The sequence below is a fragment of the Pedobacter immunditicola genome, from assembly GCF_037482985.1.
GTDB classification, from domain to species: Bacteria; Bacteroidota; Bacteroidia; order Sphingobacteriales; family Sphingobacteriaceae; genus Pedobacter; species Pedobacter immunditicola.
Map to the genome: position 1 here is coordinate 64,049 of NZ_JBBHKC010000009.1, position 26,818 is coordinate 90,866.

A 26,818-nucleotide genomic window follows, 5' to 3' on the forward strand; every position below is an offset into this window, starting at 1 on the left:
ACCGCAGTCCGTCCACAGTCAGTCCAGGGTTTGTTCGGTAAAACGTGGACTCACTGTGGACTCATGGTGCACTCATGGTGGACCCACACTAATTCAACAGGCCTCTCACACTATCTTTTCACCAAAAACACAGGCAGTGATGTATATGTTTAAAGATATAGGTTGATGTTGATTTGTAGACTTGTAACTAAGTGGTACAACTCGAAGCCGAGTATCATGATCGACGTAGCCTAAACAAAAAATGCCCCCGAACTATTTGTTCAAGGCATTTACTACCATAACCTCCACCATTTTTTCATTTGCTTTTCTGAAACGACATTTTTTGGCACTTTATCTTCTTGCCCATAATCTATATATACAAAATGTCCATATAAGTCTTGTTCACCTGTTAAGACAATTTGTTTTGATGTTAGCCACTGAGTTACCCGCTCAATTTCGGCTTCGAGGCCAGGAGAAAAATCAGACAAAAGCTTTGCTTGCTGCGCAGCAGTTAATTCATTCCAGGAATTTGCGCTGCTATTTTTCACCAATGGCACTTCAACTGCATGGCCATAGGTTAAACCTAAGACTTCCACGAATGAATAACCTTTGCAATAGAGATCGTAAAACTGCATTAATAGGAAGGGAAGCTCCTTTGTCTTTTTACTTGTTTTCTCTAATAAGTTCAGCATTTTAAAAGTCTCAAATTCGGCAGGGTCAATTAAGCCTGTCAAAAGATGATTCAATTCATACTTTGCACCTTTCTTATTGAAATCAAGAGAAATTAATTCCAGATAATCGTCAGACCGTAGTAGTGTTTCTAATTCATTATTTTTATAAAGCCATTCTTCAAACTCCAAAAGAGGAATCTCCTCAATAATCGTCTGAAAAAAATAAGTTTTTATGTCCTTTGAGAGAGGTTGCATTATAATGGCTTATGATTGGTAAATATAACAGGATACTTCAATTTTATTTCCACATCACGATGGGCATCAGATCATTCATGATGAGTAGAACAGAAAATTGAAACACAAATAAAATCGCTAGAAAGTTAAATATATGGAAAGATCTGTGTTTCATTTTCACAGTTAAAAATAAGGAAACTACTGAAAAAACCGGAATTAGTGTCGTAGCAACTGCCAATAATATATTTCCAATGGTCACATCACCCATCTGCATAAAGGGTTGATTAGCAATCAAAATAAAAGAAAATATCAATATCAGGATGGATAAAAACAACCAAAATATAGGCTGATTTCTGAAATCAATTTTATGTTTAATAAGGCTTATACAACCTGCAATGAACACATAAACTAAGCCCACTAATCCTAAAAACAGGCTACAAGCAATACTTAATATTTTCAAACCATGCACCTTTTTCATCGTTTTCAGGCCATCAGTAATTACAAATTCTCCATCAGCGGTTCTATAAAAAGTGTGCGAAATGGTTGTTCTGTCTTTCATTGAAAATAAATGCTTCCCTTGATAAATCAATACCCTGTTCGTTCCCTGGAAAGGCATTACTAAAGCACCATCTTTTGTGGTTTCAACTTTGGTATGCGAAAACACATGATCAAGCAAGCCAAACGGTTCTATCTTCGTAAAAACGGGGATATAATAGCCATTCCAATTTGATATTTCGTTTTCTAAAAGTTGCTGTTTTGAGGTGTATTTTTTGGTCTTCATACCGAGGTGTTTAACCAAAGTTGCATTGAACAGATCGTAATTGGCTGTTTCACTGTCCATATTATGGGCTATAAAAAAGGCTCTCCTATGGTCTGGAAACATATAAGTCATGGCTGAAAAGCCTAAAATAGTGCCGTTTTTAGCAGCGCCGACTACGCCATATCTATCTCTTGAATATGCCCCTAAAGCATCACCAAAAGGTACGCCATTTTTATAAGCGTCTGTCAGCTTTTGTTTGCCTACAGCTGCCAGGTATTCACTTTTGATAAATGGCTTACCATTGATTGTTCCATCCGACATCATGAAACGCAAAAATATGCCCATATCCTCAGCTGTAGTAGTGAGTTGTCCTGCTGACCTTAAATACGTCGGCATTGCAATAACGGGACTGCCATCATCAAAATGACCGTAAGCCAATTGCTGATCAGCATCATTGCCTGCTTGGGAAATAAATTTCAAAGTACTGTTTGTCATTCTCAGCGGCTTCAAGAGGTTTTCATCTAAATAATTTTCATATCGGTCTTTAGTTATCTTTTCGATAACCATTCCCAAAATGGTATAACCCAGGTTTGAATAAGAATAAATTGAACCCGGCTTAGCCCTGACTTTAAGAATATTCGGATCGTTGACAAAAACAGCGTCAAGAGGGGTATCGGGTGTGGCAGTTGTACTGAAAATATGCCATAATCTTGAATTCGTCAAGCCTGAAGTATGATCGATCAAATGTTTGATGGTTACAGGATTGGCATTATCCCATTGATTTTCCATTGGCAGGTCAGGCAGATATTTTTTTACGGGGTCATTTAAATCCAGTAATCCCAGCGTGGCCATTCTGAGGAAACCTGCGGCCATGATGGTCTTAGAGACTGAACCGACATGTACTTTATCGGTTGCATTAAGTAACTCCCTTGTTTTGATATTTTTGAAACCATGAGCATCAATAACAATCTCACCTTTTTCTGACACTGTAGCCCATACTGCACCTGATAGCTTTTGTTCAGCTATTAGGTTTTTCATCGTGTCTTTTAATCCTTCCTTGGTTTGAGCGTAGGAAAGATGATAAGAAATGGCTGCTATAAAAAATAAAAAAAACTTGAATTTCATGCTGGACTCCCCATTACTTACCATGGGATGTTATCTGCAAGTAAATGGTGGCTTGGTACACCGCCGTTAAAATGTTGCCAACCCAACAGCGCCCAAACAGCAATCGTCAGTATTGCTGCAAAATAAAGAGCCCTGTTGTAAAACATCTTTTCATTCATAAAACAAGATTGTGTGTTAGATCTTTAGGTCTTATTTTGACGTAGACTGGTGTGTTATGTTACAACTGACACATCGCTTGTTTCTATGTTTAGAAACGGCTAGTTAGACTTAACTTTTTTACACCCTTAGGTTTAAGATGATTAGTATTCCTCCGACTGTGCTGGAAATAAAAAATCTACTCGGGGAAACAATGCGATTGTCCAATCCGGATTAGCATAAGTGTTCCCATTCTTTCACTAAACTATACACACTAAAGAAACTTAAATTGGGTATGGAGGAGAGTTGCATTACCAAGAGGGATTGATGCACAGGAAAAAAAACCACAGAAGGATAAGCAATAAAATAGCGATTAAGTAAAACCACGTTTTACTTAATCGCTATTAGATGTTACTTAGTAAAGAGAGAACTAATTTGCTGGCCAGCCAGGATTCTGCGTCAAGGCCGGATTTAATACAATTTCACTTTGCGGAATTGAATTTAAATAATCACGTCCGAGCACAAACCCATAACCCTTCGAAGCAATATTTTTGAATGGATCAAGGAACCCGTTTTCATCAACCGGGTACTTGTTAGTCGCAACCTGGGAAGCAAGAAGCCCTTTAGGCCTTTTTCCAACGATCAGTTCGTCAGCCGCAGCCCAGCGCATGATGTCTGAGAACCTGAAGCCTTCCAAAGCAAGCTCAACCCGGCGTTCACGCCTGATTTCATTGATCATTGGTGAAAGCGTAGGAAAGTCCCATGCCGGATCAGGTGTGATACTGGCAAGGTTTAAATTCGGCATGCCAACCCTGTCCCTAAACTTTTTAATGGTTTTGTCAACATCCGCCTGTGTAAGTGTTCCTAATTCTGCCTTGGCCTCTGCATAGTTTAATAAAACTTCTGCATACCTGTAGATAATAGAAGGAGTTTGCTCAAACTGCTGAACGTGGTAAATCATGTTTGGGTTGTAGCCTTTCAAAACGAGGTATCCGGTAGGCGCATTATAATCGTTAGCAGTATTGAGTTTATCATAAACTGCTTTCCACAATTGATTTGGTGTACCCGCAGCAATTTTCCAAACATCATCCGGTGATGCAATGGTTTGAAAAAAGCGCCGGTCACGGTTCTCACCTTCCACCTTTAACGTAGTGTAGCCTTTAAAAAGCGGGTTATTAGCGATTGGCTTTCCATCAGTACACAAATACGAATCAGCTAACTGTTTGGTAATGGTGTTTCCCGCTGGATATTCCATCCTGAAGTTCCTGTCATTTACGAAAGCCGCATGTCCCCTCGTTAATCCATTATCATATTTTTTCCAAAACATGACTTCCTTGTTGTTAGTGTAGTCTTGTAGGGCGAACAGATCCTTGTAATCAGTAGCCGGATTACCGGTACTATAAATATCATATAAATTGGAAGCCATGATTTTTTCGGCCGCCTCCACAGCCTTGTTAAAGTATTTAGCAGGCTGAGGGTTGGCAACGGCAAAAGGCCCGCCGCTATGATACTTTTCCCAGGTACCTTCAAATAAAGCAACCCGGCTCTGCATCAATAGCGCCATCCATTTATTAACGCGACCTGCACCCGTGGTTTTATCTGCTGTAAGGTACATCGCAGCTGAATCTAATGCTAATATTATTTGATCTGCCACCAGGCTTCTGGAATCCCTTGGCTTATAAAGTTCCGGAGAAGTGGTTTTAAGCTCGGTATTGATCCATTGAATATCTCCATAGCTTTCCAGGAGATTGAAGTAGTTTACCGCCCTGAAGAAATAAGCTTCGCCAAGATATTGCTGATACTTATCTAACGTGTGACCTTGTTCAACTTTTTTGTAGTTGTCAAAGAAGTAATTGATGCTTCTCACATTTCCGAAACCTATACTTCCGCTGGTGGCCACTGTCCGTGTTCCCTCTAAACGCTGGTCAATATTTAGCCTGACCTGGTTATCGCTACCGAAATCACTTCCATGATTCGTATATCTGGGGAAGAAAGTGGCGTTGTAGTATTGATTTACATAGGTCTTCAATTCTTCAGGATTCTTAAAATAATCCGCGTCGGTCACTTCATCTAAAAGTGGCCGTTCTAGAAAATCCTTTTTGCAGGCAGTTAGAAATACACCCAATGCAATGAAACTGATAATTATTTTTAAAGATTTCATAGTAGTTAATTAAAAAGTTAAGTTAAGCCCCATAATCAGGAATTTTGACATCGGATAGGTTGCTCCTACAGAATTACCATTATTGCCAGCGAATATGGTTTCAGGATCATAAGTTTTAGGCAGACCTGTGAAAGTCAGCAAATTTTCTCCGGACATATAAATCCTGGCCTTTTGCATCAACAGTTTACCTGCATATTTCTGCGGTAGTGTATAGCCCAGACTAATACTCTTTAATCGCAAGTACGCTCCATTAAGCACATATTTGGATTGTACCTGGCGGTTTTTATTAGTTTGAGCACTAAAATAAGGCTTTGCAAAATAAGCATCTGTATTGGGGCCTAATATATTGGTTTCATCAGCAGGCCTCCAGTAATCCAGGGAAGGGGAGTTGTTAAGGATTGAAGATGATCCGAAGGCTGCGGTCATGCCCCAAAACATACTGGCATTGGCACCAGGATAATAGTCATGTTTGCCTAGACCCTGCCAGAACATATTGAAATCGAATGCCTTCCAGTTAAAGCCTCCGGTAAAACCATAGTTAAACCTCGGAGAAGTATTGCCGATAACCTTTAAGTCGCCATGGTCATCCAGCGTTCTTGTACCATCATTGATCACACCATCTTTTTTGATATCGATATCTTTGTATTTCATGTCACCCGGGCCCCAGGTAGGATAATATTTACTCTGGTCAGCCATAGCTTCACCTAGAGTTTGAATCAGGCCATCGGTTTCAAATCCCCAGATCTCACCATATTCTTTACCTACATACCAGGTGTCGATCAGCCCCTTTTGGTTGTTGTATTTTAAAACCGTCGACTTGCTGTCACCCACGCTAATCTTTGCGTTGTATGAAAAATCAGCAGAAATCCGGTCGTTCCAGCTCAGCGCCAGCTCAAAACCTTTGGTTGACAAAGTAGCATTGTTTTCTCTTGGCAATCCTGCACCCAAAACGTAGGGAAGTGTTGCCCCTGGGCCAAACATTTTCGATGTTTCCCTGCTGTACCAGTCAAACACCAAGCCCAGGCGGTTATTAAGCATCCCAGCATCAAGGCCAAAGTTAAGCGTGGTAATCGTCTCCCAGGTCACATCGGCTAACAAATCGGGCGCAAGAGAATATGGAGGTCTTTGACCGTCAATAATCCAATTTAGTTCCGGCACTGCGCTGAGTCTTGCCAGATACAGGTAATTTTGGTCGTTCTGGTTTCCAAGTGCCCCGTACGACGCCCTTACTTTGAACATATTGATATAAGGTTCAATAGGTTTCCAGAAGTCTTCGCGGGAAATGTTATATCCGGCTGACGCTGATGGAAAAAATCCCCATCTCGAATCCGGGTCAAATCGGGAAGAACCATTGTAGCGTGCACTCACTTCCAACAGGTATTTCTCTTTAAAGTTGTAGTTCAGACGACCAAAAATCCCTTGGTTTGCCCATTGCCATAGCTGGTCACCAGCGGTTTTCTCACCGAGCGAAGTGCTTAGGGATGGAATCTCGGTCGTGATTAGATTTGTACCAGTTGCATTGAGGCGGGAATATGATCTTTCTTCCTGCTCATATCCTGCCATTACTTTGAAATAATGGTCGTTGAGCGTTTTTTCATAAGCAGAAACCACGTTGAACATGGAATAGGAAGGTTGACCAAAAATAGCCTGATAGCTGGAAGTCGGCTTCCCGATATTTCCGAATGTGCCATTACCAAGCTCCACCATCACCGGTTTCGGGTTGACAGCCCCTTTTTCCGACTGGATGTTATGATTGTAGGAAACATTTGTTTTCCAGCCTTTTACAGGTTCCAATTCCCCGCCAACAGCAATTAGGAAATCATTAATTTCCATCCGGTTTCTTCCGCCATCTTCCATCATTCTGACCAATGGGTTTTGAACGGTACCATTAATATTGTACATCGGCGTCATTGGCGACCAGGTGATAAATTCACCAAAAGTGTGATCCCTATCCACGGTAGTAATACCTAAAGGATAGTCGGAAAGGCTTTTTGCATATTTTAAGCTGGAATTAACTTTCAACCAATTCGTTACTTTTGAGGAAATATTGGTTAAAAAGTTATACCTCTTATACAGGTCGTAACCATAATTATACGCGCCCTCCTGATCTGAAAATCCACCTGCCATATAATACTGTGTATTTTCGTTGCCCCCGGAAACATTAATGTTGTGCTTTTGGTGTAATGCATTATCCTTATACATCAGTCTTGCCCAGTCATAGTTAGCGTTACCATTCCTTCTCCCTAAAAAAACAGTATTAATCGGGTTTTTAGGGTCGTATTCGTCCTTAAATGTACCAGCCAGGTAGCCTTTAATCCGTTCCATTTGTTCATCGGAATACGTTGGGGCCGCCCCTGCATTCGCACTGGCCTGGTTATAGGCTGTTGCCCAAGTTAAGGAGTTGACCTGACTGGCTACTCTGACAGGAGATGCCAATGACATATTGTTATTGTATTGGATATTAATTTTTCCGCTCTTGCTGCCCTTTTTGGTGGTGATCAAAATAACACCAAAAGGCGCCCTTGAGCCATAAACAGCTGATGCCGAGGCATCTTTTAAGACGGAAACACTTTCAATAGATTCGGGATCCACATTGTTTAAATCCATCTCAATACCGTCAACCAACACAAGAGGAGCTGAATTTCCCACAAGCGACCCAACACCTCTGATATTCCAGTTACTTGCTGCACCCGGTTCACCGCCCCTTGAATTGGATGTAATATTCAGGTTCGGGGACGTACCCTTTAAAAGATCCGCAACTTTTGCAGCAGGCCTGTTTGCTAACTGTTCGCCGGAAATAACGTCAACCGACCCGGTCAGATTTACTTTCTTCTGCGTTCCATAGCCCACAACAACAACATCATCTAAGGATTTGGAATCCTCCTGCAAGGTCACATTAATGGAGGTCCGGTTGTTCACTGCCACTTCACGGGTTACATAACCAATGTAGCTAAAAACCAGCGTTCCGTTTCCATCCGATAAATTCAGCGCATAACTTCCGTTTGCATCTGTACTTACGGCAGTTTGGGTACCTTTTAGTTTGACACTGACACCGATCAAGGGCAGTCCCTTGTCGTCTACTACCTTTCCGGTAACCCTGGATTGAGCTTTATCAATTACAGGTGTTGTGTTAAACAATGCGCCGGTAACGTTACCGTAAATCGTATTATTAAGGTTTTTTAGGTGCTTGGTGTAAGAAAAATTAACACCATGGGCACTGGTTTCTATGGCAAAAGAACTACCAGCGAATACCACTGACATGACTTGCAGTCTTAGTGTATTCCTCCTAATTCCGGACCATGTAAATTTTTTTTGTAAAGAAATTTTCATAAGATCATTCGTTTTTTACTGTTAAAATGAGATAATTCAGTTAAACCGGCCAGGTAAATCCTGTGGTCGGATTCGGAAGTAAGACACTTCGGATTCTTGGTTTGGAGGTGATTCTTTTGTTCATCATGTAATTTGGTTTAGTTTGAGTTGTTTAAAAGTATTTCGCATTCATTTATTTCATATTTCAGATTTAAGGAATGGATTAATGTTTTCAAAAGCGGCATTATTTCTTCTAACGAGCAGTATGCAATTCCATGTTCATAAAGCTTTTCGAAGTTAATTAAAAATTGAATCTAGATAAAAGAATTTAATCTATCAAATATTTTACAAGAACTCATTTCAGTTTCGGGTTTTCTAAAAGCACATATTATACTTTACCATGAGAATACAATTTTGATCTCCACCAATTTAAACGACCTTTGTAACATGGCCGGTATCTATATCCATATTCCATTTTGTAAAAAAGCATGCACCTATTGCGATTTCCATTTTACGACCTCCCTTAAATATGCAGCGGAGATGACCGATGCAATTTGCAAGGAAATCATATTAAAAAAAGGCCGCATAACAGAACAAGTAGGCAGCATTTATTTTGGTGGCGGAACGCCTTCTGTTTTACCAAGCCCCTACCTTGCAAAAATATTTAACACCCTTACCGAGAACTTTTCCATTGCTTCGGATGCGGAGATCACCATGGAAACCAATCCGGATGACCTTAACACAAAAAAGATTGCAGAATTAAGGAAAATGCCAGTTAACCGTTTCAGCATTGGCACCCAATCTTTTTTTGATGAAGACTTGCAATGGATGAACCGGGCACACAATGCAAATGAAGCTGAAGACTCCATTAAACGCAGTCAGGATGCCGGTTTTGAAAACCTGAGCATAGACCTGATTTATGGATATCCCCTGCTCACCAATCTAAAATGGCAGGAAAACATCAATAAAGCGATCAGCCTGCAGATTCCGCATATCTCTGGCTATTCCCTGACCATCGAACCAAGAACTGCATTGGCCAGTATGATCAAAAAGGGAAAAGAAATCCCCTTAAATGACGACCAGAGTGCCGAACAATTTCAAATCCTGATTGAAAAATTAAGTCTGGCGGGTTTTGAACATTATGAGATCTCCAACTATAGTTTACCAGGCAATTATGCTGTCCACAATACCAATTACTGGCGTGGGGTATCCTATCTAGGCATAGGTCCATCAGCACATGGTTTTGATGGCACCAACCGCCAATTAAATGTTGCCAACAACGCACAATATTTAGAAAAGCTCCTTGCAGGGAAACTTGCGGAAACAGTAGAAGAACTTACACACCTTGACCGCTTAAATGAGTACATCATGACCTCTTTGCGTACCATGTGGGGCATGGATTTAGAGAAGATTAAACATACCTTTGGTAAAACTTTCCATGAGGAAATGCTTTTTAACCTTAAACCTTTTTTAGAACGAAATTGGTTACTGCAGCAACAGGAGCAAGTCTTTTTAACACCTGAAGGAAAGTTATTTGCAGATCACATAGCCTCAGAATTATTTTTATTAGATAACCATGAGGAATTATAAGTTTATGATAGCTTTATCACCTTTGATAAATTAAATTACATATTAATGAAACCATCATGAGCAAACACTCACAAACCGAAATGAATATTGCTCATGATAGCTTCATCACCGTTAAAAAACAAACTAAAACCTGATGAAAAATAAAGTTGTTTGGATTACCGGCGCATCCTCCGGCATCGGCGAGGCCTTAGTTTACAAGTACCATAAAGCAGGTGCGAAGCTCATCATTTCATCCCGCAACCGTGATGAGTTGTTTAGGGTAAAAACTAATTGTAAAGGCGCCATCAACATCCATGTGTTATCGCTGGATTTAGAACAAACGGAGACCTTACCACAAAAAGCGATCGAAGCGTTGCGCATTTTTGGTAAAATAGATATACTGATCAATTGCGGAGGCATAAGTCAGCGCAGTCTTGCCCTGGAGACCACAGCGGAGACGGAAGAGAAAATCATGCGCGTCAACTTCTGGGGAACGGTGACACTGAGTAAAGCGGTTATCCCGGCGATGATACAAAAGGGCGGTGGACAAGTAGTTTGTATCAGCAGCCTTGTTGGTAAGTTCGGTACCAAATTTCGCTCTGCCTATTCGGCTTCTAAACATGCGTTGCACGGCTATTTTGATTCGCTCAGGTCAGAAATTTACGATAAAAACATCAGCATTACCATGATATGTCCGGGTTTCATTAAAACCAATGTCAGCATGAATGCGATGACTGCCGATGGCAAGCCTCAAAATTCAATGGACGATACCATTGCTCATGGGATGCCTGCAGCTGAATGTGCAGAAAAAATCTTTAAAGCGGTAAGCGATCGAAAAGAAGAAGTTTATATGGGTGGAAAAGAAGTGAAAGGTGTTCTTTTTAAGAGATTTTTCCCTTTGCGCTTTTCTAAATATATGAGGACAGCAAAAGTTACCTGATCCTTACGCTCCTATACGCTTAAGCCACTGCGGGTATTTTTTTGTAAATAGTTTCTCGGGCCAGGTGCCATACCAGGCATACCCGGTCCGCCTTTCTACGTCAATTTGCGAAACAGCATTTCTCTTTATGCCATCTCTTCCTGTAAAGAATGGTTTATTGGTTTTGATGTCGTAGAACCTTGCCCAGATGGTAGCGTTAGGCACTTTTTTCAACACCTTGTCTTTTCCCAGCGGTAGTGCAGGATTGTCTATAAAGACAAAGTCATATCCTTGAATTTTCGACTTATCAAACCAGTCCATTGCCCCCCTGATGGAATTTTTAATTTCAATAGCAGGATCTGGTATACGCATCAGGAATTCTACAATTCCAACAGACTCCATCCCACTTAACGACACCAGTTCAAAAGCCCTGGCATTTGCAGGCTGCAACGTACGTTCATTATATTGTGCACACCATACCGTAAGTTTGTTGTTTACCCGGATTTGAGTTTTCAACACACAATCGATTCCCTTCGCTACGGCCTGCTGTGCTTTAAGTTTGTAAGCGATATCAAGCGCTTCATAGCCATTTATCCTTTCAACCACATCCTGCAAAACATTCATCACATTCACCATCGCGTGGTCATTATAGGTGATTTCAGCTCTGTAGAGGTTATGTAGTGGATAATATTGCGGCCATCCACCATTATCGTATTGGGCCATGAAAATATAGTCCAAACCTCTTTTTACAGCACTCAGGTAACGCGGATTTTTTGTGCGCTGATAAGCCCCCATAAGGTAACTGATTTCTTTCGTGGTGGCTTTATTATCTATGGTGGCATCCTTTGCCAGGGAATCTGCACGAATAGCCAGTTCTTGCGCTGGGCTAAGTTCCTGCCCATAATCAAGGGGCAATTTGTTGACCGCTTTTGGCCAGCCGCCTATGCTCCGCTGGTAAATCAACATCCTTTCTGCAATGACATCCCTGCCAAATGGACTACGTTGCGCAATCCAACTGACCAGATCTTGCCCTGCCTTAAAATTATCAAATGCCGCGGGGAGTTTCCGGCCATCTACATATTCATTATACAGCCAGGGATCACCAATCGCAAATACCGTCCCTTTTCCAAGGCTTGATTCTGCCATCATCACATCGTTTTCTTTATCTTTCAGCAAACTCCGCGCAGGTTTTTGTATTTGTAAAGTGCTGTACTCTTTAATATATAACTGCTTTGCGGTTTTAAACAGCATATGGTTCTCTGGAATGGACACCTTGCCCATATCGAACTGACTATTGACAACCCGCCCTTTGCTATCACCGTTGAAGTGGATATTAAATACCGCTGCGAGTTTGTTGAATTGTTCCAACTCTACATTTCCAGTATCATTAGCCATCAGCACCAAAATTCCACCGGCATTTACCCATTCAGAAATTGCCTGTATGTGATCTTTGCTCATATAGTTTGGTCTTTCGCTTTCTTTTTGTGTATCCGGATCAACAATAATGTATACTGCCGCATCTTTAAGATTCGCTGCCGTTGGGGCCTGATATAAAGTATTGATGTTAAAGCCTGCATTTGCAAACTGGCTACCCCAAAGTGAGAATCCATTGTTACTTTGTTCGTCCCACTTATAATGCCATGAAACAGAGTTTCCAAGCGCATCCTTTTTCAGCTCATGGTTAAAATAGCTATCCAGTAACACCAATTTACCGCTGCCAGGTTTAGGCATATTTATCCTTTCGACCTCATTAGCGGCCAATAAAAAGGCACCCACACCTTTCGGATCATTCGTGATTACCTTTTCGCTGATGTAATATTCATAACTCCCATCACGGTAAGGTTTGCCACCGAGGCCAGATACACTTACCGTTCCATGTAAATCTACTTTGGTCTTGTCGGGACTTTCTTCCAGAAACTGCTTTTCAATACCCCTATACCCTTTAAGTGCCGCAGCAACATTATCATTATCAAGATAACCCTTCCTCACGCCTTTTGTTAGTGTATATACAAACATCGATGAAGCAGAGGCTTCCAAATAATTTCCCTTGCGACCTCCCTGGTCTACAATATCCCACCAGAGCCCGGTTTTAGGATCCTGATATTTGCGTACCGAAACGCTCAGCCGTTTTAAGATATTGATTAATTCACTTCTTTTGGGGTGCGTGGCAGGAAAATAGTCAAGCACATCTACTAATGCCATCCCGTACCAGCCCATAGCCCTACCCCAAAAATGCGGGGAAGTCCCCTTGATCGGATCAGCCCATTTCTGTTTTCTGCTTTCATCCCACCCATGGTAAAGAAGACCGGTTTTTTCGTCCCTTGCATGTTGTTCCATGAAGATGAACTGCTTGGCAATATCATCATATGCGGCATTATCTCTAATAAGTGCGGCATATTCAGCATAAAAAGGCTGCCCCATGTAAAGCCCGTCCAGCCACATCTGATAAGGGTAGATTTTCTTATGCCAAAAACCCCCTTCTTTTGTTCTTGGATGTTGTTTCAGCTGCTCCCAGAGTAAAGTCGCCGCTTTAAAATATTTCGGCTGCCCGGTTACCTTATAAAGCTTTAACAGGGTTTTTCCGTTTTTAATATGATCAATATTATAATCCGCCTGCAGGTACCTGTTGATCTGACCATCTTTAGTCACGAAAAAATCCATTGATTTCTGCATATAAGCAAAGTATTTGCCATCGCCTGTTTTCCTCCACAGTCCATCAATACCTTCCAGGATCACGCCCTGATCATAGGCCCATTTTACGGCTTTAGGTACAGCTGGATTAAGGTTCATGGAGTCTTTCCAGATATCCAGAACTGTTGCTGCCATTTGCACAGATCGAGATGCTTGTTGTGCCTGGATACGAGTACCCAGGCCAAGCAAAATGAACCACCAAATTATCTTTAATTTCATTCTAATTTACCTATTTAACCGTTAACGATTTTTCTTTTGCCCCATGTTCAAAAGCAGCCTTGGTATTTGCTGTAGGACCCTCAATACCACGCGCGTTGATTTTAGAGCTGTTAGGGCCAACAATATTGAAAAGCACTTCCGCTTTGTTATATTTCAATTGATCAAAATTGATTGAACGGCCATTGGTGATCGTGACCAACGGACTTGCCTGGTCTACCACCAGATTCATGTTATTTATCTGTATGTTTTCTGCCTCTTGAAGATCCACACCAGAAGCTGCCTTCATTGTCAGCTGATTTAAATAAATATCACGGATACTCATTTCAGGCAAACCGCGAATAAATAAGGCTTTCGAAGCACCATCAACTACAACGTTACTGATATGAAAATCCCTGAACACCGGAGTTTCTTCCGTAACAGGCCATAACTTGACCGTTGGCAAATCTCTTTTTTCACCAGTTAGCGGAATCGGGTCTATTGCAGCATAGTACATATCAAATAAAATAGCTTCACCAGCGATATCTTTCATATAGATATTACGGGCGTGAATGCCTTCCACTACGCCGCCTCTGCCACGAGTAGTTTTAAACCTTAACCCGATATCTGTTCCGATAAAGGTGCAGTCGGAAATAAAAATGTTTTTTGCCCCACCAGACATTTCGCTGCCAATGACAAATCCACCATGAGCATGATAAACAGTACTGTTTCTAATAATTACATTTTCTGTAGGCATAGCCCGGCTGCGGCCGGCAGCATCGCGGCCGGATTTAATGCAAATTCCATCATCTCCTACATCAAACGTACTGCCTTCCACTAATACATTTTTACAGGATTCAATATCTATTCCATCTCCGTTTTGTGCATACCAGGGATTCTTCACATATATATTCCTTACCGTAAGATCTTCGCACATCAAAGGATGAAGATTCCAGGCAGGTGAATTTTGAAAAGTGACGCCCTCGAGTAAAATTTGCTTGCAGCTAGTTAACAAGAGTAGATTTGGTCTTAGAAAATCCTTAACTTCTTCATAGGACTGCAGACTTTTACCTTCGATAATAACTCCTGGGTTCTTGAGTGTAGATCCCTTTAGACTTTTTTCAGAAGGGTACCATATTTTTTTATTCGCATCTAAAGCACCACCTGAAGCAACGAGTTTCTTCCATTGACTTTCCGTCAGTTTCTCTTTCTTAACCATGCGCCAGGCATCACCTGCACCATCGATAATGCCATAACCGGTAATGGCAATGTTAACGGCTCCGGTTGCTGATATCGGCGACTGGTTCCGCATTTGTGGCAACCCTTCCCAATTGCTTTTTACGAGTTTATATTGCGAAAGATCGCTGGTAAATTGTAATAGTGCATTTTTTTGCAAATGAAGATTCACGTTATCCTGTAAAACAATAGGGCCTGATTTCCAAACACCTTGTGGAATAAGAACTACACCTCCGCCTTTTTTACTACAAGCCAGAATAGCTTCATTGATGCTCTTCGTGTTTAAAGTGATCCCATCATTTTTTGCTCCAAAGTCGACGATGCTAAGGGTGTCTTTTTTAAAATGCGTTTCTTTAATTACGGGCAAATGCTCAAAGGAATACTTATTATTTTGAGTCTGGGCATATGATCCGTATACAACTGATAACATCAGACTGCATAGCATAAGCTGGAATTTGTTCATCATACTTGGTTAGTTGGTTAATTGCTCAATCCATAACAAGTCTACATAGTTTTGTAACATAATGGAACAAAAAGTCCAAAAATAACTATGCAATCGTTGCCGCCAGATAACCTTTATCATTTATCAGCTACAGGGTTCCATCCGTTTATGGTTGAAAATATGTTTTCAATTGTATAAGCCTTAAGCATCTTTTTATCGAGCTGATTTGACCAATCCACACGCTGACTACTATCGCCACCAGGTCCATAGGATCGATATTCGGCATAAAAGCTTTTTAAATGGTTATTATTATCATTCCAGGTTCGCCAGCCCGCGGGTACAATGTGTTTACCCATGTTGGTATTGATAAAAACCGTTTTTGCATGAGAGCGCCAGGGCCTGCCCAGATAAACACGCGACACCGCCTCATCTGCGATAAGCGTGCAGTTTAAAAAGACGAATCCATATTTCTGCTTGTCGCCTGTAGATGCAGCCGTGATGTAGGAATTCCTTTTACTGCGAATAAGGCAGTTCTCAAAAACGGCAGTTGCTGCACCAAAGATGAAATCCGTTGTTCCTTCTATTTCGCAATTAAGATAGTATTGCCGGCTATTTTCTGAAGATGGATATAAGGTATCCTGATTACCTTTTATATGGCAGTTTAGAATAAACACCCGGTCTGCTTCCACATGCAAAGCCACCGCCTGTCCTACACTTCCTGCCGTATTCTCTATGGTTAGTGCTTCCGCACTGAAACCGTTACCCTGCACAAGCACCGTATAGGAGGTAAAGGTAATAATCCCATTCGCGCCAGAATAGTCATTATAAGTGATCGTCGTACTATCTTTACCAGCACCAAGCAGTTTAATGTTTACTTTCCAGGATGGGATGACCAGTTTTTCTTTATAGACCCCTGGTTTAATATAGATTACTACCTTCTGTTCCGAAAAATCCCGTACAGAATTTACCGCATCCTGAACGGTCTTGAAGTCGCCACTTCCATCTTTAGCGACCACAATTCCTTGCTTAGTTGCCCGCGCTTCTGTCACTTTAAACACTGCAAGCAGGAAAAGCAACAGCATAATTAGTTGGCTTTTACATCCCATCCTTTAAAAATTTTTGTAAGTGTATATTCTTTCACCTCTTCTGCAGTCAATTGTACCGACCAGCTCACACGGTGTTTGGGCATAAAACCCGGACCATCATTTTTATACTCCGCATAATAAGCCGTTTTCTCATTACTTTCCTTCGACCAGTTGTCCCAGCCCTCCGCTTTAATAACCTTTCCCAGATAGCAATTAATGAATACAGATTTGGCATAAGGCCTCCAGGGTCTGCCTAGGAAAAATGACTGATCAGCTGCGTCTCCCTTGATAGTGGAATTCAAAAACACATATCCATATTTCACAGTGTCTGGTGCAGAAGAGGCTGTAATATACCGCCCGCCCTTTTTGCAGAAAATCACGCTTCCATCAAACACCGCTGTCGCAGAGCCAAATATAAAATCAACGGTCCCTTCTATATAACAGTTGGAATAATATTGACGGCTGTTTGCACCGAAGGTATACAAGGTATCCTGAAAGCCGAGCATCCGGCAGTTATAAAACTTTGCACGATCACCGGCCACCCATAGCGCTACCGCCTGTCCTACAGGCCCCGCGGAATTCTCAAAAGTGATATGCTCTGCGGTAAAATCGTCGGCATACATATAAAAGCTGGCAGATCCGGAAGTACCCATTTCTTCACCAAAACGATTTTTCCTGGTTGCAAAATCATCATAACTCAGGATGGTATTTTCAACACTCTCCCCCACTAGCTTCACCAACTTCTTGGAAGCACTAAGGTTGATTTTCTCTTTATAAATCCCGTTTTTAATATAAATGACAGTAGTTGTCTTCCTAAAATCCGGCACCGCGTTAATCGCTTCCTGCAGGGTTGTAAAATCTCCGCTACCATCTTTTGCTACGGTGAAATGAGATTTAGGTTTTACAATATAATTTGCCAGGCCGAGCCGAAGGTTCTTAATTTCCTGAAGCACTAACTGCGCAATCTCTCTTGCACCAAGTTCGTTGAAATGGGTATTGTCATTTTTCCCTTCCGGATAGTTTGGATTTTCTCCCGGTTGAAGCTGATTGAATAGTAATTTGCTTTTCTGCTCACCAAATTTCTGGTAAAGCGACATGCTTTTTTCGTTAAGATCAATGAGGGGAACCTGATGCTTTTTAGCTATTGAAATCACCAGTGGCGCATATATAGCGTGGCTTTCCACAACCTTTCCACTTGTATCAAACCGCCTTCGGGCCACCGGGGTAAGGAGCACGGGAATTGCTTTCCGGCTTCGTGCTTCCCTAACGAATTTTAATAAATTAGACTTAAAGTCTGCTTCCGTGGTATAACTCTTTTTTTCTTTACTTTCATCGTTATGCCCAAATTGAATGAAGACATAATCGCCTTCCTTCAGGCTATCCATGACCGCTGACCAGCGTTTCTCGGTAATAAAAGTACCGGTACTTCTTCCATTCTGTGCGTGGTTCTTAATCATAACCCGTTCGTCAAAAAAATTGACAAAAGGCATACCCCAGCCTGTCTCGGGATACGCCTTTGCTTGTTTGATTGACATTGTTGAATCACCGACTAAATAAACGCTGATTTTTTTTTCTGGCGTTATAAAAGCCATGAGTAACGATACGGCAACAAGTAATAAATAAATATACCTTTTGTTAATCATTTCATTAATCGATTAATAGCCCCATCTCGGATCAGCGAAAGATTTACTACTCCATACAAAGAGCCTACTGATTAGCTAGTTAGAATACCCGGTTAGTTTCTTACACAAGTCTACGCTGTTTTGTTAATATTCTGTCAGATGGATCATCATAAATTTGTGCAATCGTTCCCATAACGCATTCTTTATACTTTTCTCATCGTGTAATTACGTTATATTGCATGGCTAACTCCTTTTAAACCTTAATCCAGCGTCTGACCATGTATGAACCCGTTACTTTAAAAGATATTGCTAAAGCTTTAGGTTTCTCTACCTCAACAGTTTCAAGAGCCCTGCGTGATACCCATGAAATAAGTCCGGAAACAAAAAAGATCGTTTTGGAATATGCCGATAAAATCAACTATCGACCAAACCCGATAGCCCTCAGCTTAAAAGAACGGCGCAGCAAATCCATAGGTGTGGTGGTAAGTGAGGTAGCTAACCATTATTTTTCACAGGCCATCAATGGAATAGAATCAATAGCCTATAGTCGGGGCTATCATGTAATTATTACACAAACTCATGAATCCTACGAGCGCGAGAAAAGCAATATTCAGCATTTGGCATCCCGCTCTGTTGATGGATTGCTGGTGTCTTTGTCGGCTGAGACTAACGATACTACGCACCTAAGTAAGTTACACCAGCAGGGTTTATCAATGGTTTTCTTCGACCGCGTAGCCAGTGAAATTGAAACACATCAAATTATTGCTAACAACGAGAAAGGCGCATTCGAGGCAACTGAACACCTGATCAACGGAGGCTATAAACGCATTGCCCATCTTACCAGCTCCGATCACCTTTCCATCAGCATTGAGCGTTTGGCGGGTTATAAAAAGGCACTGGAGAAACATCACCTGCCTGTAGTTGAATCCTATATCAAACACTGTGCGCATGGAGGGATGTTTTATGATGAGGTGGAGAATGCCATCCTCGCACTAATGGACCTGAAAGAAAAACCGGATGCCATATTTGTCGCTGGCGATCGCCTGAGCATCGGATGTTTACATGTATTTAAAAACCTGGGTATTCGGATACCCGAAGATATGGCTATCACAGGCTTCAGCAATTCTGATGTCCTCGATTTGATAACCCCATCCCTGACAGCTGTACATCAGCCTGCTTTTGAAATTGGTCAGATTGCCACAGAGATGCTAATCAATCTGATTGAAAGCAAATATCCGGTATTAGAATTTGAAAAACGCGTTCTGGACACCAAATTATGCATTAGAACTTAGTCAATCTCAAGTTTGATAATTTCATGAAAGGGCAGTGGGCTTCAAAAGGTTAAACAGGGTGGCTATGACCACCACCCTGTTTAACCGGTATAATTATTTCTTAAGTTTAGATATTAACCAGGTATCCATCTTTTCTCTTTGCTCTGGAACGGTATTATGGCCCGTCTCTTTATAAATCAATAACTCTTTTGGCGCATCAATTGAATTATAAGCTGCATACATGGAAGTTGGCGGACAAACTTCATCGTTAAAACCCCAGCTGTAGTACCCCGGAATAGTTAGCTGCTTAGCAAAATTAACCACATCATAATATTTGACGGTTTCCAGTTTATCTTTTTTATTATTGATGGCCAGTTTTTCCTTGGTAAAAAGATGTGGCCATCCCCCAGCTCTATTATTCAAATAACCCGTTACATCACTTAATGCAGGATAATAAGCACCCAGGTATTTTACCCGCGAGTCTAAAGCTGCCGTAACGATAGAAAGTGCCCCGCCCTGGCTTCCTCCATATACAGCCAGATTTTCACCATCATAACCGGCTTGGGAAGTCAGGAAATCTAGTGCCCTTACACAGCCAAGGTATACCCGCTTGTAATAATAATTATCTTTATCATCCAGGTTAGCGGAAGGATACTGATACAGTCCGCCGGCACTCAAATTTTTATATACTTCATCTGGTAGGGTCACCGGTACACCATGAATACCGATCTCCAGGGTGATCACTCCCTGTTCGGCAAGTGCAACTTCACCCTTATATGGCCTCACCCCAGCTCCCGGCACCTTTAAAACTGCCGGATATTTACCATCTTGCTTTGGCACACTCAAAATACCATAAACCCTTGATGAATGGATATTTTGAAAACTCACCTCATAAACGTTAACTTTTTCGGTGGAATAAGCTTTGATCAGTTCTACTTTTGGATTCATTGGGATAGCCGATAAATCTTTAACCGCCTGCTGCCAGAAGGCTTTAAAATCAGCAGGCATTTCAACGGTCGGCTTGATCATTTCAGGAGAAAAAGCCGCTGTAGCCGTGCTTTTCACCATTTTACCATTGAGCTCGGCAGTAATGGTATAACGTAAAAAGCCCGGTTCATTCATTGTATAACCTTCTAATACAAAGTCGCTTTTCTTAGTTAACAGTACGGAGTCTGACTTAAAGTGTGGCATTTTTTCAGGGCCAATCTGATACCTGACTTTTAAAATTTCGGGCTTTTTTCCATTGTGCAATACCGTCACCGTAAACCGTGGCTTTTCTCCTGGTTTATAAATCCAGTTTTGATGATCTGCTTTAATGCTGATCGTTAATTGATCATTTGCAAAAAGCGGATGAAATGAAAAAAGAAAACTAATAATTAGGGCAAGGCTGACTTTGATAAAGACACCAGGATTTTTTAAGGTTATGGTCATCATGAAAAATTAAATGGATAAATTAAATTGTTTAGTTTGTTCTTTTACTGTTTTAGCGGCTACTTTTTTCAGGTGTTTTGCAAATTCAGGCGATACCTTCGCCGGGATGAACTTTACGTTTTTGGGCGAATCATCAAATAAACACGCATACCAAACCAGGGAACCTAAATATTTCCCCGCTTCACTTGCATGATTGGCATCAAGTTTAAAGTTCTTGTTGTTCCAGAAATAACCCGAATGCAATGAATTGTCCTGTTTAGGCAGGTTAGGATAGACCGGGTTGGTAAAATTAAACTTCTCATCTTTTTTATAGGCGTAATCCTGATCAGTCACCACTTTATGAAAAGCATCTCCAACAGGAAAAATAGCCGTATTTAACTCTTTTGCAAGGGTATGATAAGCAGCTCTGGATTTCTCCCACATTTCTTCGTGGTTTTTAGTTGACGCAGCGCCTTTAATGTGGCCAAAAACTTTTGCATCCGAACGATAAGCCCAAGTTTGATGGAAAACGATTTTGGCATTTGGCTGAATAGATTTTATAAAGTTATAAAGTTGGGAGGCATATGGCCGATAAGAGTTCACATCTGTAGATGCCAAGGAATTCTGCTGAAGGGTGATCACATCCCAAACTCCTTCAGACAATAGCATTCGTAGAGATTTGCCTTTATAAGGTTTTCCCTCGGGATCATTAGGATTCGCCTCGGCTTTCTCTACATGTTTCCAGTGGCGCTCTAAGGAACAACCGCCTAGTTCAGCTCTGCCGATTTCTAAGGTTTTACCAGCCTCTTTTGCGATGACAGGCAAATAAGTGGAAGCATTTTGAGAGAAACTATTACCAATAAGGAATAACCGCAAAGGTTTTTGTGCTGATTGCGCAAAAAGCGCTGCAGACGTACATAATAGAAGTGTGGTGAAAATAGCCGTAAAGGCTATGGAAAACTGTTTGAACATTATTTGATCTGGTTTAGAATTAATTGGTTAATTATTATGCGATGTTATTTCTGATAAAGAAACCAAATATAAAGAACAAATACAAGACTTTGACTATAGGGAATTTGGTTAAAAGAATTATTTTACAGGATCATTTTTGAGCATTTTTTAATAAGTATTTCTATTTAAATTCAACTAACAGACGAGGAAACAATAATACTTTTTAAATTAGTTAAGAGAAGGCTAAAACAGATAAAAAAATAATAAAAAAAGTTTCTAGACTTTTTATTGATTGTAATAATATTGTTATATTAGGTTTACCAACTTTAACCCCAATTAACCTAATCCCATGAAAAAAATTTACATGCTTTTAGCATTATTTCAATGTTGCTGGTTTTGCGCATTAGGGCAGAACATCACTGTAAACGGAATAATAGTCGACCAAACAAACGGTCCTATTCCAGCCGTAAGTATCAAAGTAAGTGGAACCAACCAGGGAACCATTTCCGGTCCGGATGGTAAATACACCATCTCAGCTCCTTCAAACGCTAAAATTGTCTTTTCATCACTCGGTTTTGTAAGTCAGACCCTCGATGTCAATGGCAGAACCACCATTAACGTCACGCTTCAAAGTGATGCAACCACACTAGAAGGTGTTGTGGTGACCGCCTTAGGTATTGAACGCTCCAAGAAGAGTTTGACGTACAGCACAACCACTGTATCGGCAGATGACCTCAACCAGGTTAAAGGGGCAAGCGTCTTGAATTCACTTGCAGGTAAAGCTGCTGGTGTATTCGTTACCCAGGGAAGTGGTGGTCCTGGTTCTTCTCCTAGGATTGTACTCCGTGGTAATAAATCTATTTCAGGCAATAACCAGCCATTATATGTGGTTGATGGTATACCTGTTGGAGGTTTTGCCGATTATAATCCAGAAGACATAGAAAACCTGCAGGTGCTTCAGGGCGCTTCCGCCGCAGCCTTATATGGTAGTCAGGCAGCAAACGGTGTAATTTTAATTACGACTAAAAAAGGCAAGATGGGTGCACCGGAAATTCTTTTGTCTTCGACAGCTACCTTCGACAATCCAATCGCCTTACCCGAAATCCAGACTGAATACGGAAATGGAATTGGTGGTGTTGCGGCAACGACCCCTGTTAATGATAGCTGGGGGCCAAAAATCTCTAATGGCAGCGATAGTTACATCAGGGATTTTTTCCGTACCGGACAAAATTACCTGAACAGCTTGTCCATCAGCAGTGGCAATGAAATGCAAAGAATCTATTTTTCCTATGCAAACACCACATCAAAAGGCATGCTGCAGGATTATGGTTTTAACAGAAATAACCTCACTTTAAGAGGAAGTACTAAATTATTCAAGGATAAGGTAGTTTTAGAAGGAGGTATCAATTACATTCAATCCAATATGAAAAACAGGAACGAATCATCATGGTATAACAGCCCGATGTTTGGCCTGTACCTCTTCCCAATGGGTGTGGATATCGCCCCTTATGCCGCAAATGGCGGCTCGGTATATAGTGAATTAAGAGGATTTGATGTTCAAAACTGGCCTTATATTAAAAATGAGCACAGTTCCAACCAAAACCCTTACTGGATATTAAACAATATCAGGAGGGATGAACTAAGGGACCGTACCAATATCAACGTATCTGCAAAATACAACATTTTAGACTGGCTTAATGTGACGGCAAGGACTACCGTAAACCGATATAATTATGACCATGACCAGCGCTACGGTGCAAGCGGGGACCCTACATCAATTGGTGTAAATGGTTCCTACAGAAAAGAAGTATCGACCGGCCAGGATATTTATACAGACGTATTATTATCGGCCAACAAGGACCTGTCTACAGATTTGACTTTAAATGCAACTGCTGGCTTCAGTAATACCATCAATACTGACCGCGGTGTTTTGAACGGCACAAACGGAGCGGACAACACCTTATACTATGCTAATTATTTCGCTTTACAGGGCCTTACAGGAAACTTTATCTCTGAAAGCGACAACACCAAACGGATCACCAGAGCGGTGTTGGGTACAGCAACCCTTGGCTATAAAGACAGGTTGTTTTTAGACGTAACGGGTAGAAACGAATGGTCTTCCACTACGGACGATCCCTTCTTTTATCCTTCTGCTGGTCTTGCCTATGTTTTAGTTAATGAAAGTAAAGCTAACGGCTTATTATCATTCGCCAAGATCAGAGGTAGTTATGCCGAAGTAGGTAATGCTTTGCCATTTGGTGCTGCTGCAAGGAATTCGAATTATACAGTTAATCCAGATGAAAGTGTAAATGGAAGAGTTACGCTACCTTTCTTTAGCGGAACTGACACTTTGAATTTAAAACCTGAGCGTACCAAATCCTACGAAATTGGCGCTGAAATGCGTTTCTTAAACGACAAGCTAAATTTCAATGTGACTTTATACGATGCAACGACAAGGGATCAGGTGTTTACCATTACTGCACCAACAGGTGCTGGTGCAACAAATTTTTATATCAATGGTGGAACGATCCAAAACCGGGGCGTTGAAGCATCACTAAGTTATAATGCAAAAATTGGCAATGTGAGCTGGTCGCCGGGTGTTAATTTTACCCTTAACAAAAACCGCATCAAATCATTAAGTGATTTATTGACCTCTGATCGTTTTGTATTGCAAAGTGGTAACAGGCTCACCAATTTATTCCTTCTCCGCCCTGGAAGCGAACTCTTAAACGGAAGGAAATATGGTTCATACATGGATCTTTTCGGAAAAACATATCAATATAATGAAGACGGCAGTCAAAAGTTTGATGCCACCACAGGACTTCCTGTTTTATCAACACAAACGGACCAATACATTGGAAATGCTAATCCAGATTTTCTGTTAAACTTTAGCAACAACTTTTCTTACAAGAACTTCAGTTTATCTTTCCTGATTGACGGGCGTTTTGGCGGCCTTGTATCTTCATCTACACAACAATGGCTGGATTATAAAGGTTTATCACCAAGAACAGCAGATGCGAGAAATAATGGCGGCGTAATGGTTAATGGTAAATTGATTGACGCTGAAACTTATTATGGTTTCATTTCTGCAAAGGCAGATGCGGGTGCTGTGGCTACTGAATATTCTTACAGCTCCACTAATGTCCGCCTAAGGGAGTTGGCTATAGGTTATACTATTCCGAAACTAGGTAATACGATAAAAAATGTCAACATTTCACTGGTCGGCAGGAATTTGTTCTTCTTCCATAAAAAAGCACCATTTGATCCGGAAATGGCATTGAGTACAGAAAATAGCGGTCAGGGTTTTGAGTCATTTCAACTTCCGTCGGCTGCCTCTTTAGGAGCAACAGTTAGAGTGAATTTCTAAATCAAAAAACACGAAGATGGAACCATCATCAATTCCTAATCATTAAAACTCAAATTAAAGACAATGAAAAAATATATAAATAAACCGATTTATAAAATGCTTTTCCTCTGCTCCCTGCTTTTTACGATCCCTTCTTGTACAAAGGATTTTGAGGGCTTAAATGTAAACAAAGGAGATATTTCAGATGAAGACCTTTCGAAAGATGGTGCAGAGGCAGCCTTTTTACTTCCTGTGATGATGAATAACATTGTCAGCACAGCTACCGGTGTTCAAACACAGCAGAATTTACAGGCGGAGTCTTATGCGGGTTACCTGGAGGCACCGAGTAATTTCCTGGGTAATGTGAATACAACGACCTATATGACCAGGGGTATCTGGGCCAATTCTTACAACATTTCAGCCAACGGCGTTATGAACAACTGGCTCACGATGAAAAAGAAAGGCTTTGATGTTAAATATCCCGATCTGTATGCGGTGGCATTGATCATCAAGGCTGCAGCAGGACAAAGGTTGGTTGATACATTTGGCCCCTTCCCCTATTCTAAATTTGGTGATACTGCTGAACCAAAATTTGATTCACCGGAACAAGCTTATGCGGCTATTTTCGTTGATTTGGAGCAGGCCGTTAAATCTTTATTAGAAGCAGAGAAAACCAATCCAGCGGCAGACGTTGCCCGTTTCAAAAAATGGGACCGCTCTACATTGGGTGGCGAATACACAAAATGGGTTAAACTGGCCAACACCATCAGACTGCGCATGGCTTTAAGAATTTCAGTTGTTGACGCTGGCAAAGGAAGAGCGGAAGCAGAAAAAGCACTCCTTCCAGAAAATGGCGGCGTACTTGATGCCGCTTCCGGCTCCTTTGCAGTATCACCATCAACGGGCACAAACCCTTATTTCACCATGTCGACTGCCTGGTCTGATACCAGAATTTCAGCCGCAATTGTAACCTATTTAGAAGGTTTTGGCGACCCGCGCTTAACGGCTTATGCATTACCTGCCAAGGACCCTGTTTTAAATGGTTCCTACAGAGGAATCAGGCCGGGAGTTGACAGGCCCACTAAAGCGATATATGAAAACTATTCACAGTATAATGTAACGGCAACCATGCCGGTTAAAGTTGTTGACCTTGCAGAGAGCTATTTTTTGAAAGCTGAAGGCGCGCTGAGAGGATGGAATATGGGCAGCGGTACAGCACAACAGTTCTATGAAGAAGGCGTCAGGGCTTCCATAGCAGCAAATGGTGTCTCAGGTGCAGATACCTATCTGCAAAGCACAACTCCGCAACTGGCCTATGTTGACCCAAAACGCCCTGCGTATAACAGTCCGCCGTTAACCACCAATGTTGTTAAATGGGATGAAGGTGCCGATCTTGAAACCAAGTTGGAGAAAATCATTACGCAGAAGTGGATAGCAGTTTTCCCGGAAGGAACTGAAGGTTGGTCAGAATTTAGACGTACGGGTTATCCGAAACAATACCACATCATGGCACCGCAAAACCCTGTACTTCCTTTAGGTACTTTTATCAAGCGGTTAACCTACCCAACTGCTGTGGTTACGGCTAGTCAGGCGGCCTATAATGAAGCTGTGGCAGCGTTTTTAGGTGGTAAAGAAGATGAATCCGTTAAGTTTTACTGGATGAAATAAACATAGCATAAAAAGCATTGAAACATCTTAAACCCAGGT

Annotated in this window: 16 protein-coding genes; 5 read left to right on the plus strand and 11 right to left on the minus strand. The window is 41.3% G+C overall.

Annotated elements, in window-relative coordinates:
* Window positions 1-272: 272 nt before the first annotated feature.
* From WG905_RS16130 to WG905_RS16150, 5 genes are all read right to left on the minus strand, one after another.
* On the minus strand, window positions 273-905 hold the full coding sequence (locus WG905_RS16130; RefSeq protein ID WP_339592777.1) for a hypothetical protein: 633 nt from the start codon (window positions 903-905) through the stop codon (window positions 273-275).
* A 43-nt stretch (window positions 906-948) separates the two neighbouring features.
* A complete protein-coding gene (locus WG905_RS16135; RefSeq protein WP_339592778.1) occupies window positions 949-2,769 on the minus strand; it encodes a serine hydrolase domain-containing protein in 1,821 nt (606 codons plus the stop codon).
* A 17-nt stretch (window positions 2,770-2,786) separates the two neighbouring features.
* A complete protein-coding gene (locus WG905_RS16140; RefSeq protein ID WP_339592779.1) occupies window positions 2,787-2,927 on the minus strand; it encodes a hypothetical protein in 141 nt (46 codons plus the stop codon).
* Between the two features lie 407 nt (window positions 2,928-3,334).
* Window positions 3,335-5,065: a RagB/SusD family nutrient uptake outer membrane protein gene (locus tag WG905_RS16145; RefSeq protein WP_339592780.1), complete on the minus strand. Its 1,731-nt coding sequence runs from the start codon at window positions 5,063-5,065 to the stop codon at window positions 3,335-3,337.
* A gap of 9 nt (window positions 5,066-5,074) precedes the next feature.
* Window positions 5,075-8,326 carry a SusC/RagA family TonB-linked outer membrane protein gene (locus tag WG905_RS16150; RefSeq protein ID WP_339592781.1) on the minus strand — a complete coding sequence of 1,084 codons (3,252 nt, stop codon included), beginning with the start codon at window positions 8,324-8,326 and terminating at the stop codon, window positions 5,075-5,077.
* A 495-nt stretch (window positions 8,327-8,821) separates the two neighbouring features.
* Between WG905_RS16150 and hemW the strand changes: the two genes are divergently transcribed.
* Both hemW and WG905_RS16160 read left to right on the plus strand, forming a co-directional pair.
* Entirely contained in the window at window positions 8,822-9,964 is a 1,143-nt protein-coding gene (hemW, locus tag WG905_RS16155) for a radical SAM family heme chaperone HemW (protein ID WP_339592782.1), read from the plus strand.
* A gap of 133 nt (window positions 9,965-10,097) precedes the next feature.
* Window positions 10,098-10,883, plus strand: coding sequence for an SDR family oxidoreductase (locus WG905_RS16160; protein WP_339592783.1), 786 nt, complete (start codon window positions 10,098-10,100; stop codon window positions 10,881-10,883).
* Window positions 10,884-10,886: 3 nt separating this feature from the next.
* Here the strand turns inward: WG905_RS16160 and pelA are convergent, their stop codons facing one another.
* The 4 genes from pelA to WG905_RS16180 all read right to left on the minus strand — a co-directional run bounded on the left by pelA (window position 10,887) and on the right by WG905_RS16180 (window position 18,154).
* A complete protein-coding gene (gene pelA, locus WG905_RS16165; RefSeq protein ID WP_339592784.1) occupies window positions 10,887-13,772 on the minus strand; it encodes a pectate lyase in 2,886 nt (961 codons plus the stop codon).
* A gap of 10 nt (window positions 13,773-13,782) precedes the next feature.
* Window positions 13,783-15,447: a glycoside hydrolase family 28 protein gene (locus tag WG905_RS16170; protein WP_339592909.1), complete on the minus strand. Its 1,665-nt coding sequence runs from the start codon at window positions 15,445-15,447 to the stop codon at window positions 13,783-13,785.
* A 116-nt stretch (window positions 15,448-15,563) separates the two neighbouring features.
* Window positions 15,564-16,532: a pectinesterase family protein gene (locus WG905_RS16175; RefSeq protein WP_339592785.1), complete on the minus strand. Its 969-nt coding sequence runs from the start codon at window positions 16,530-16,532 to the stop codon at window positions 15,564-15,566.
* Window positions 16,511-18,154 carry a pectinesterase family protein gene (locus WG905_RS16180; RefSeq protein WP_339592786.1) on the minus strand — a complete coding sequence of 548 codons (1,644 nt, stop codon included), beginning with the start codon at window positions 18,152-18,154 and terminating at the stop codon, window positions 16,511-16,513. Before WG905_RS16180 ends, WG905_RS16175 begins: the two co-directional genes overlap by 22 nt.
* Window positions 18,155-18,411: 257 nt before the next feature.
* Between WG905_RS16180 and WG905_RS16185 the strand changes: the two genes are divergently transcribed.
* Window positions 18,412-19,425 (plus strand): LacI family DNA-binding transcriptional regulator, encoded by a 1,014-nt coding sequence (locus WG905_RS16185; RefSeq protein WP_339592787.1) that lies wholly within the window; start codon window positions 18,412-18,414, stop codon window positions 19,423-19,425.
* A 93-nt stretch (window positions 19,426-19,518) separates the two neighbouring features.
* Here WG905_RS16185 and WG905_RS16190 read toward each other — a convergent pair whose 3' ends face one another.
* Together WG905_RS16190 and WG905_RS16195 are read right to left on the minus strand one after the other, a co-directional pair.
* Window positions 19,519-20,838 (minus strand): acetylxylan esterase, encoded by a 1,320-nt coding sequence (locus WG905_RS16190; protein WP_339592788.1) that lies wholly within the window; start codon window positions 20,836-20,838, stop codon window positions 19,519-19,521.
* A gap of 6 nt (window positions 20,839-20,844) precedes the next feature.
* The gene (locus WG905_RS16195; protein WP_339592789.1) at window positions 20,845-21,786 is read right to left on the minus strand and encodes a DUF4886 domain-containing protein; all 942 of its coding nucleotides are present in this window, start codon (window positions 21,784-21,786) and stop codon (window positions 20,845-20,847) included.
* 328 nt (window positions 21,787-22,114) lie between these two features.
* Here WG905_RS16195 and WG905_RS16200 point away from each other — a divergent pair, with 328 nt between their 5' ends.
* On the plus strand, window positions 22,115-25,132 hold the full coding sequence (locus WG905_RS16200) for a SusC/RagA family TonB-linked outer membrane protein (RefSeq protein WP_339592790.1): 3,018 nt from the start codon (window positions 22,115-22,117) through the stop codon (window positions 25,130-25,132).
* Between the two features lie 63 nt (window positions 25,133-25,195).
* Window positions 25,196-26,779, plus strand: a complete 1,584-nt coding sequence (locus WG905_RS16205) for a SusD/RagB family nutrient-binding outer membrane lipoprotein (protein WP_339592791.1) — start codon at window positions 25,196-25,198, stop codon at window positions 26,777-26,779.
* The last annotated feature ends 39 nt before the right edge of the window (window positions 26,780-26,818 follow it).

Coding starts and splice junctions, on each gene's coding strand:
- WG905_RS16130 (WP_339592777.1), bottom strand. CDS start 905: ATGCAACCTCTCTCAAAGGACATAAAAACTTATTTTTTTCAGACGATT.
- WG905_RS16135 (WP_339592778.1), bottom strand. CDS start 2,769: ATGAAATTCAAGTTTTTTTTATTTTTTATAGCAGCCATTTCTTATCAT.
- WG905_RS16140 (WP_339592779.1), bottom strand. CDS start 2,927: ATGAATGAAAAGATGTTTTACAACAGGGCTCTTTATTTTGCAGCAATA.
- WG905_RS16145 (WP_339592780.1), bottom strand. CDS start 5,065: ATGAAATCTTTAAAAATAATTATCAGTTTCATTGCATTGGGTGTATTT.
- WG905_RS16150 (WP_339592781.1), bottom strand. CDS start 8,326: ATGTCAGTGGTATTCGCTGGTAGTTCTTTTGCCATAGAAACCAGTGCC.
- hemW (WP_339592782.1), top strand. CDS start 8,822: ATGGCCGGTATCTATATCCATATTCCATTTTGTAAAAAAGCATGCACC.
- WG905_RS16160 (WP_339592783.1), top strand. CDS start 10,098: ATGAAAAATAAAGTTGTTTGGATTACCGGCGCATCCTCCGGCATCGGC.
- pelA (WP_339592784.1), bottom strand. CDS start 13,772: ATGAAATTAAAGATAATTTGGTGGTTCATTTTGCTTGGCCTGGGTACT.
- WG905_RS16170 (WP_339592909.1), bottom strand. CDS start 15,447: ATGAACAAATTCCAGCTTATGCTATGCAGTCTGATGTTATCAGTTGTA.
- WG905_RS16175 (WP_339592785.1), bottom strand. CDS start 16,532: ATGGGATGTAAAAGCCAACTAATTATGCTGTTGCTTTTCCTGCTTGCA.
- WG905_RS16180 (WP_339592786.1), bottom strand. CDS start 18,154: ATGATTAACAAAAGGTATATTTATTTATTACTTGTTGCCGTATCGTTA.
- WG905_RS16185 (WP_339592787.1), top strand. CDS start 18,412: ATGTATGAACCCGTTACTTTAAAAGATATTGCTAAAGCTTTAGGTTTC.
- WG905_RS16190 (WP_339592788.1), bottom strand. CDS start 20,838: ATGATGACCATAACCTTAAAAAATCCTGGTGTCTTTATCAAAGTCAGC.
- WG905_RS16195 (WP_339592789.1), bottom strand. CDS start 21,786: ATGTTCAAACAGTTTTCCATAGCCTTTACGGCTATTTTCACCACACTT.
- WG905_RS16200 (WP_339592790.1), top strand. CDS start 22,115: ATGAAAAAAATTTACATGCTTTTAGCATTATTTCAATGTTGCTGGTTT.
- WG905_RS16205 (WP_339592791.1), top strand. CDS start 25,196: ATGAAAAAATATATAAATAAACCGATTTATAAAATGCTTTTCCTCTGC.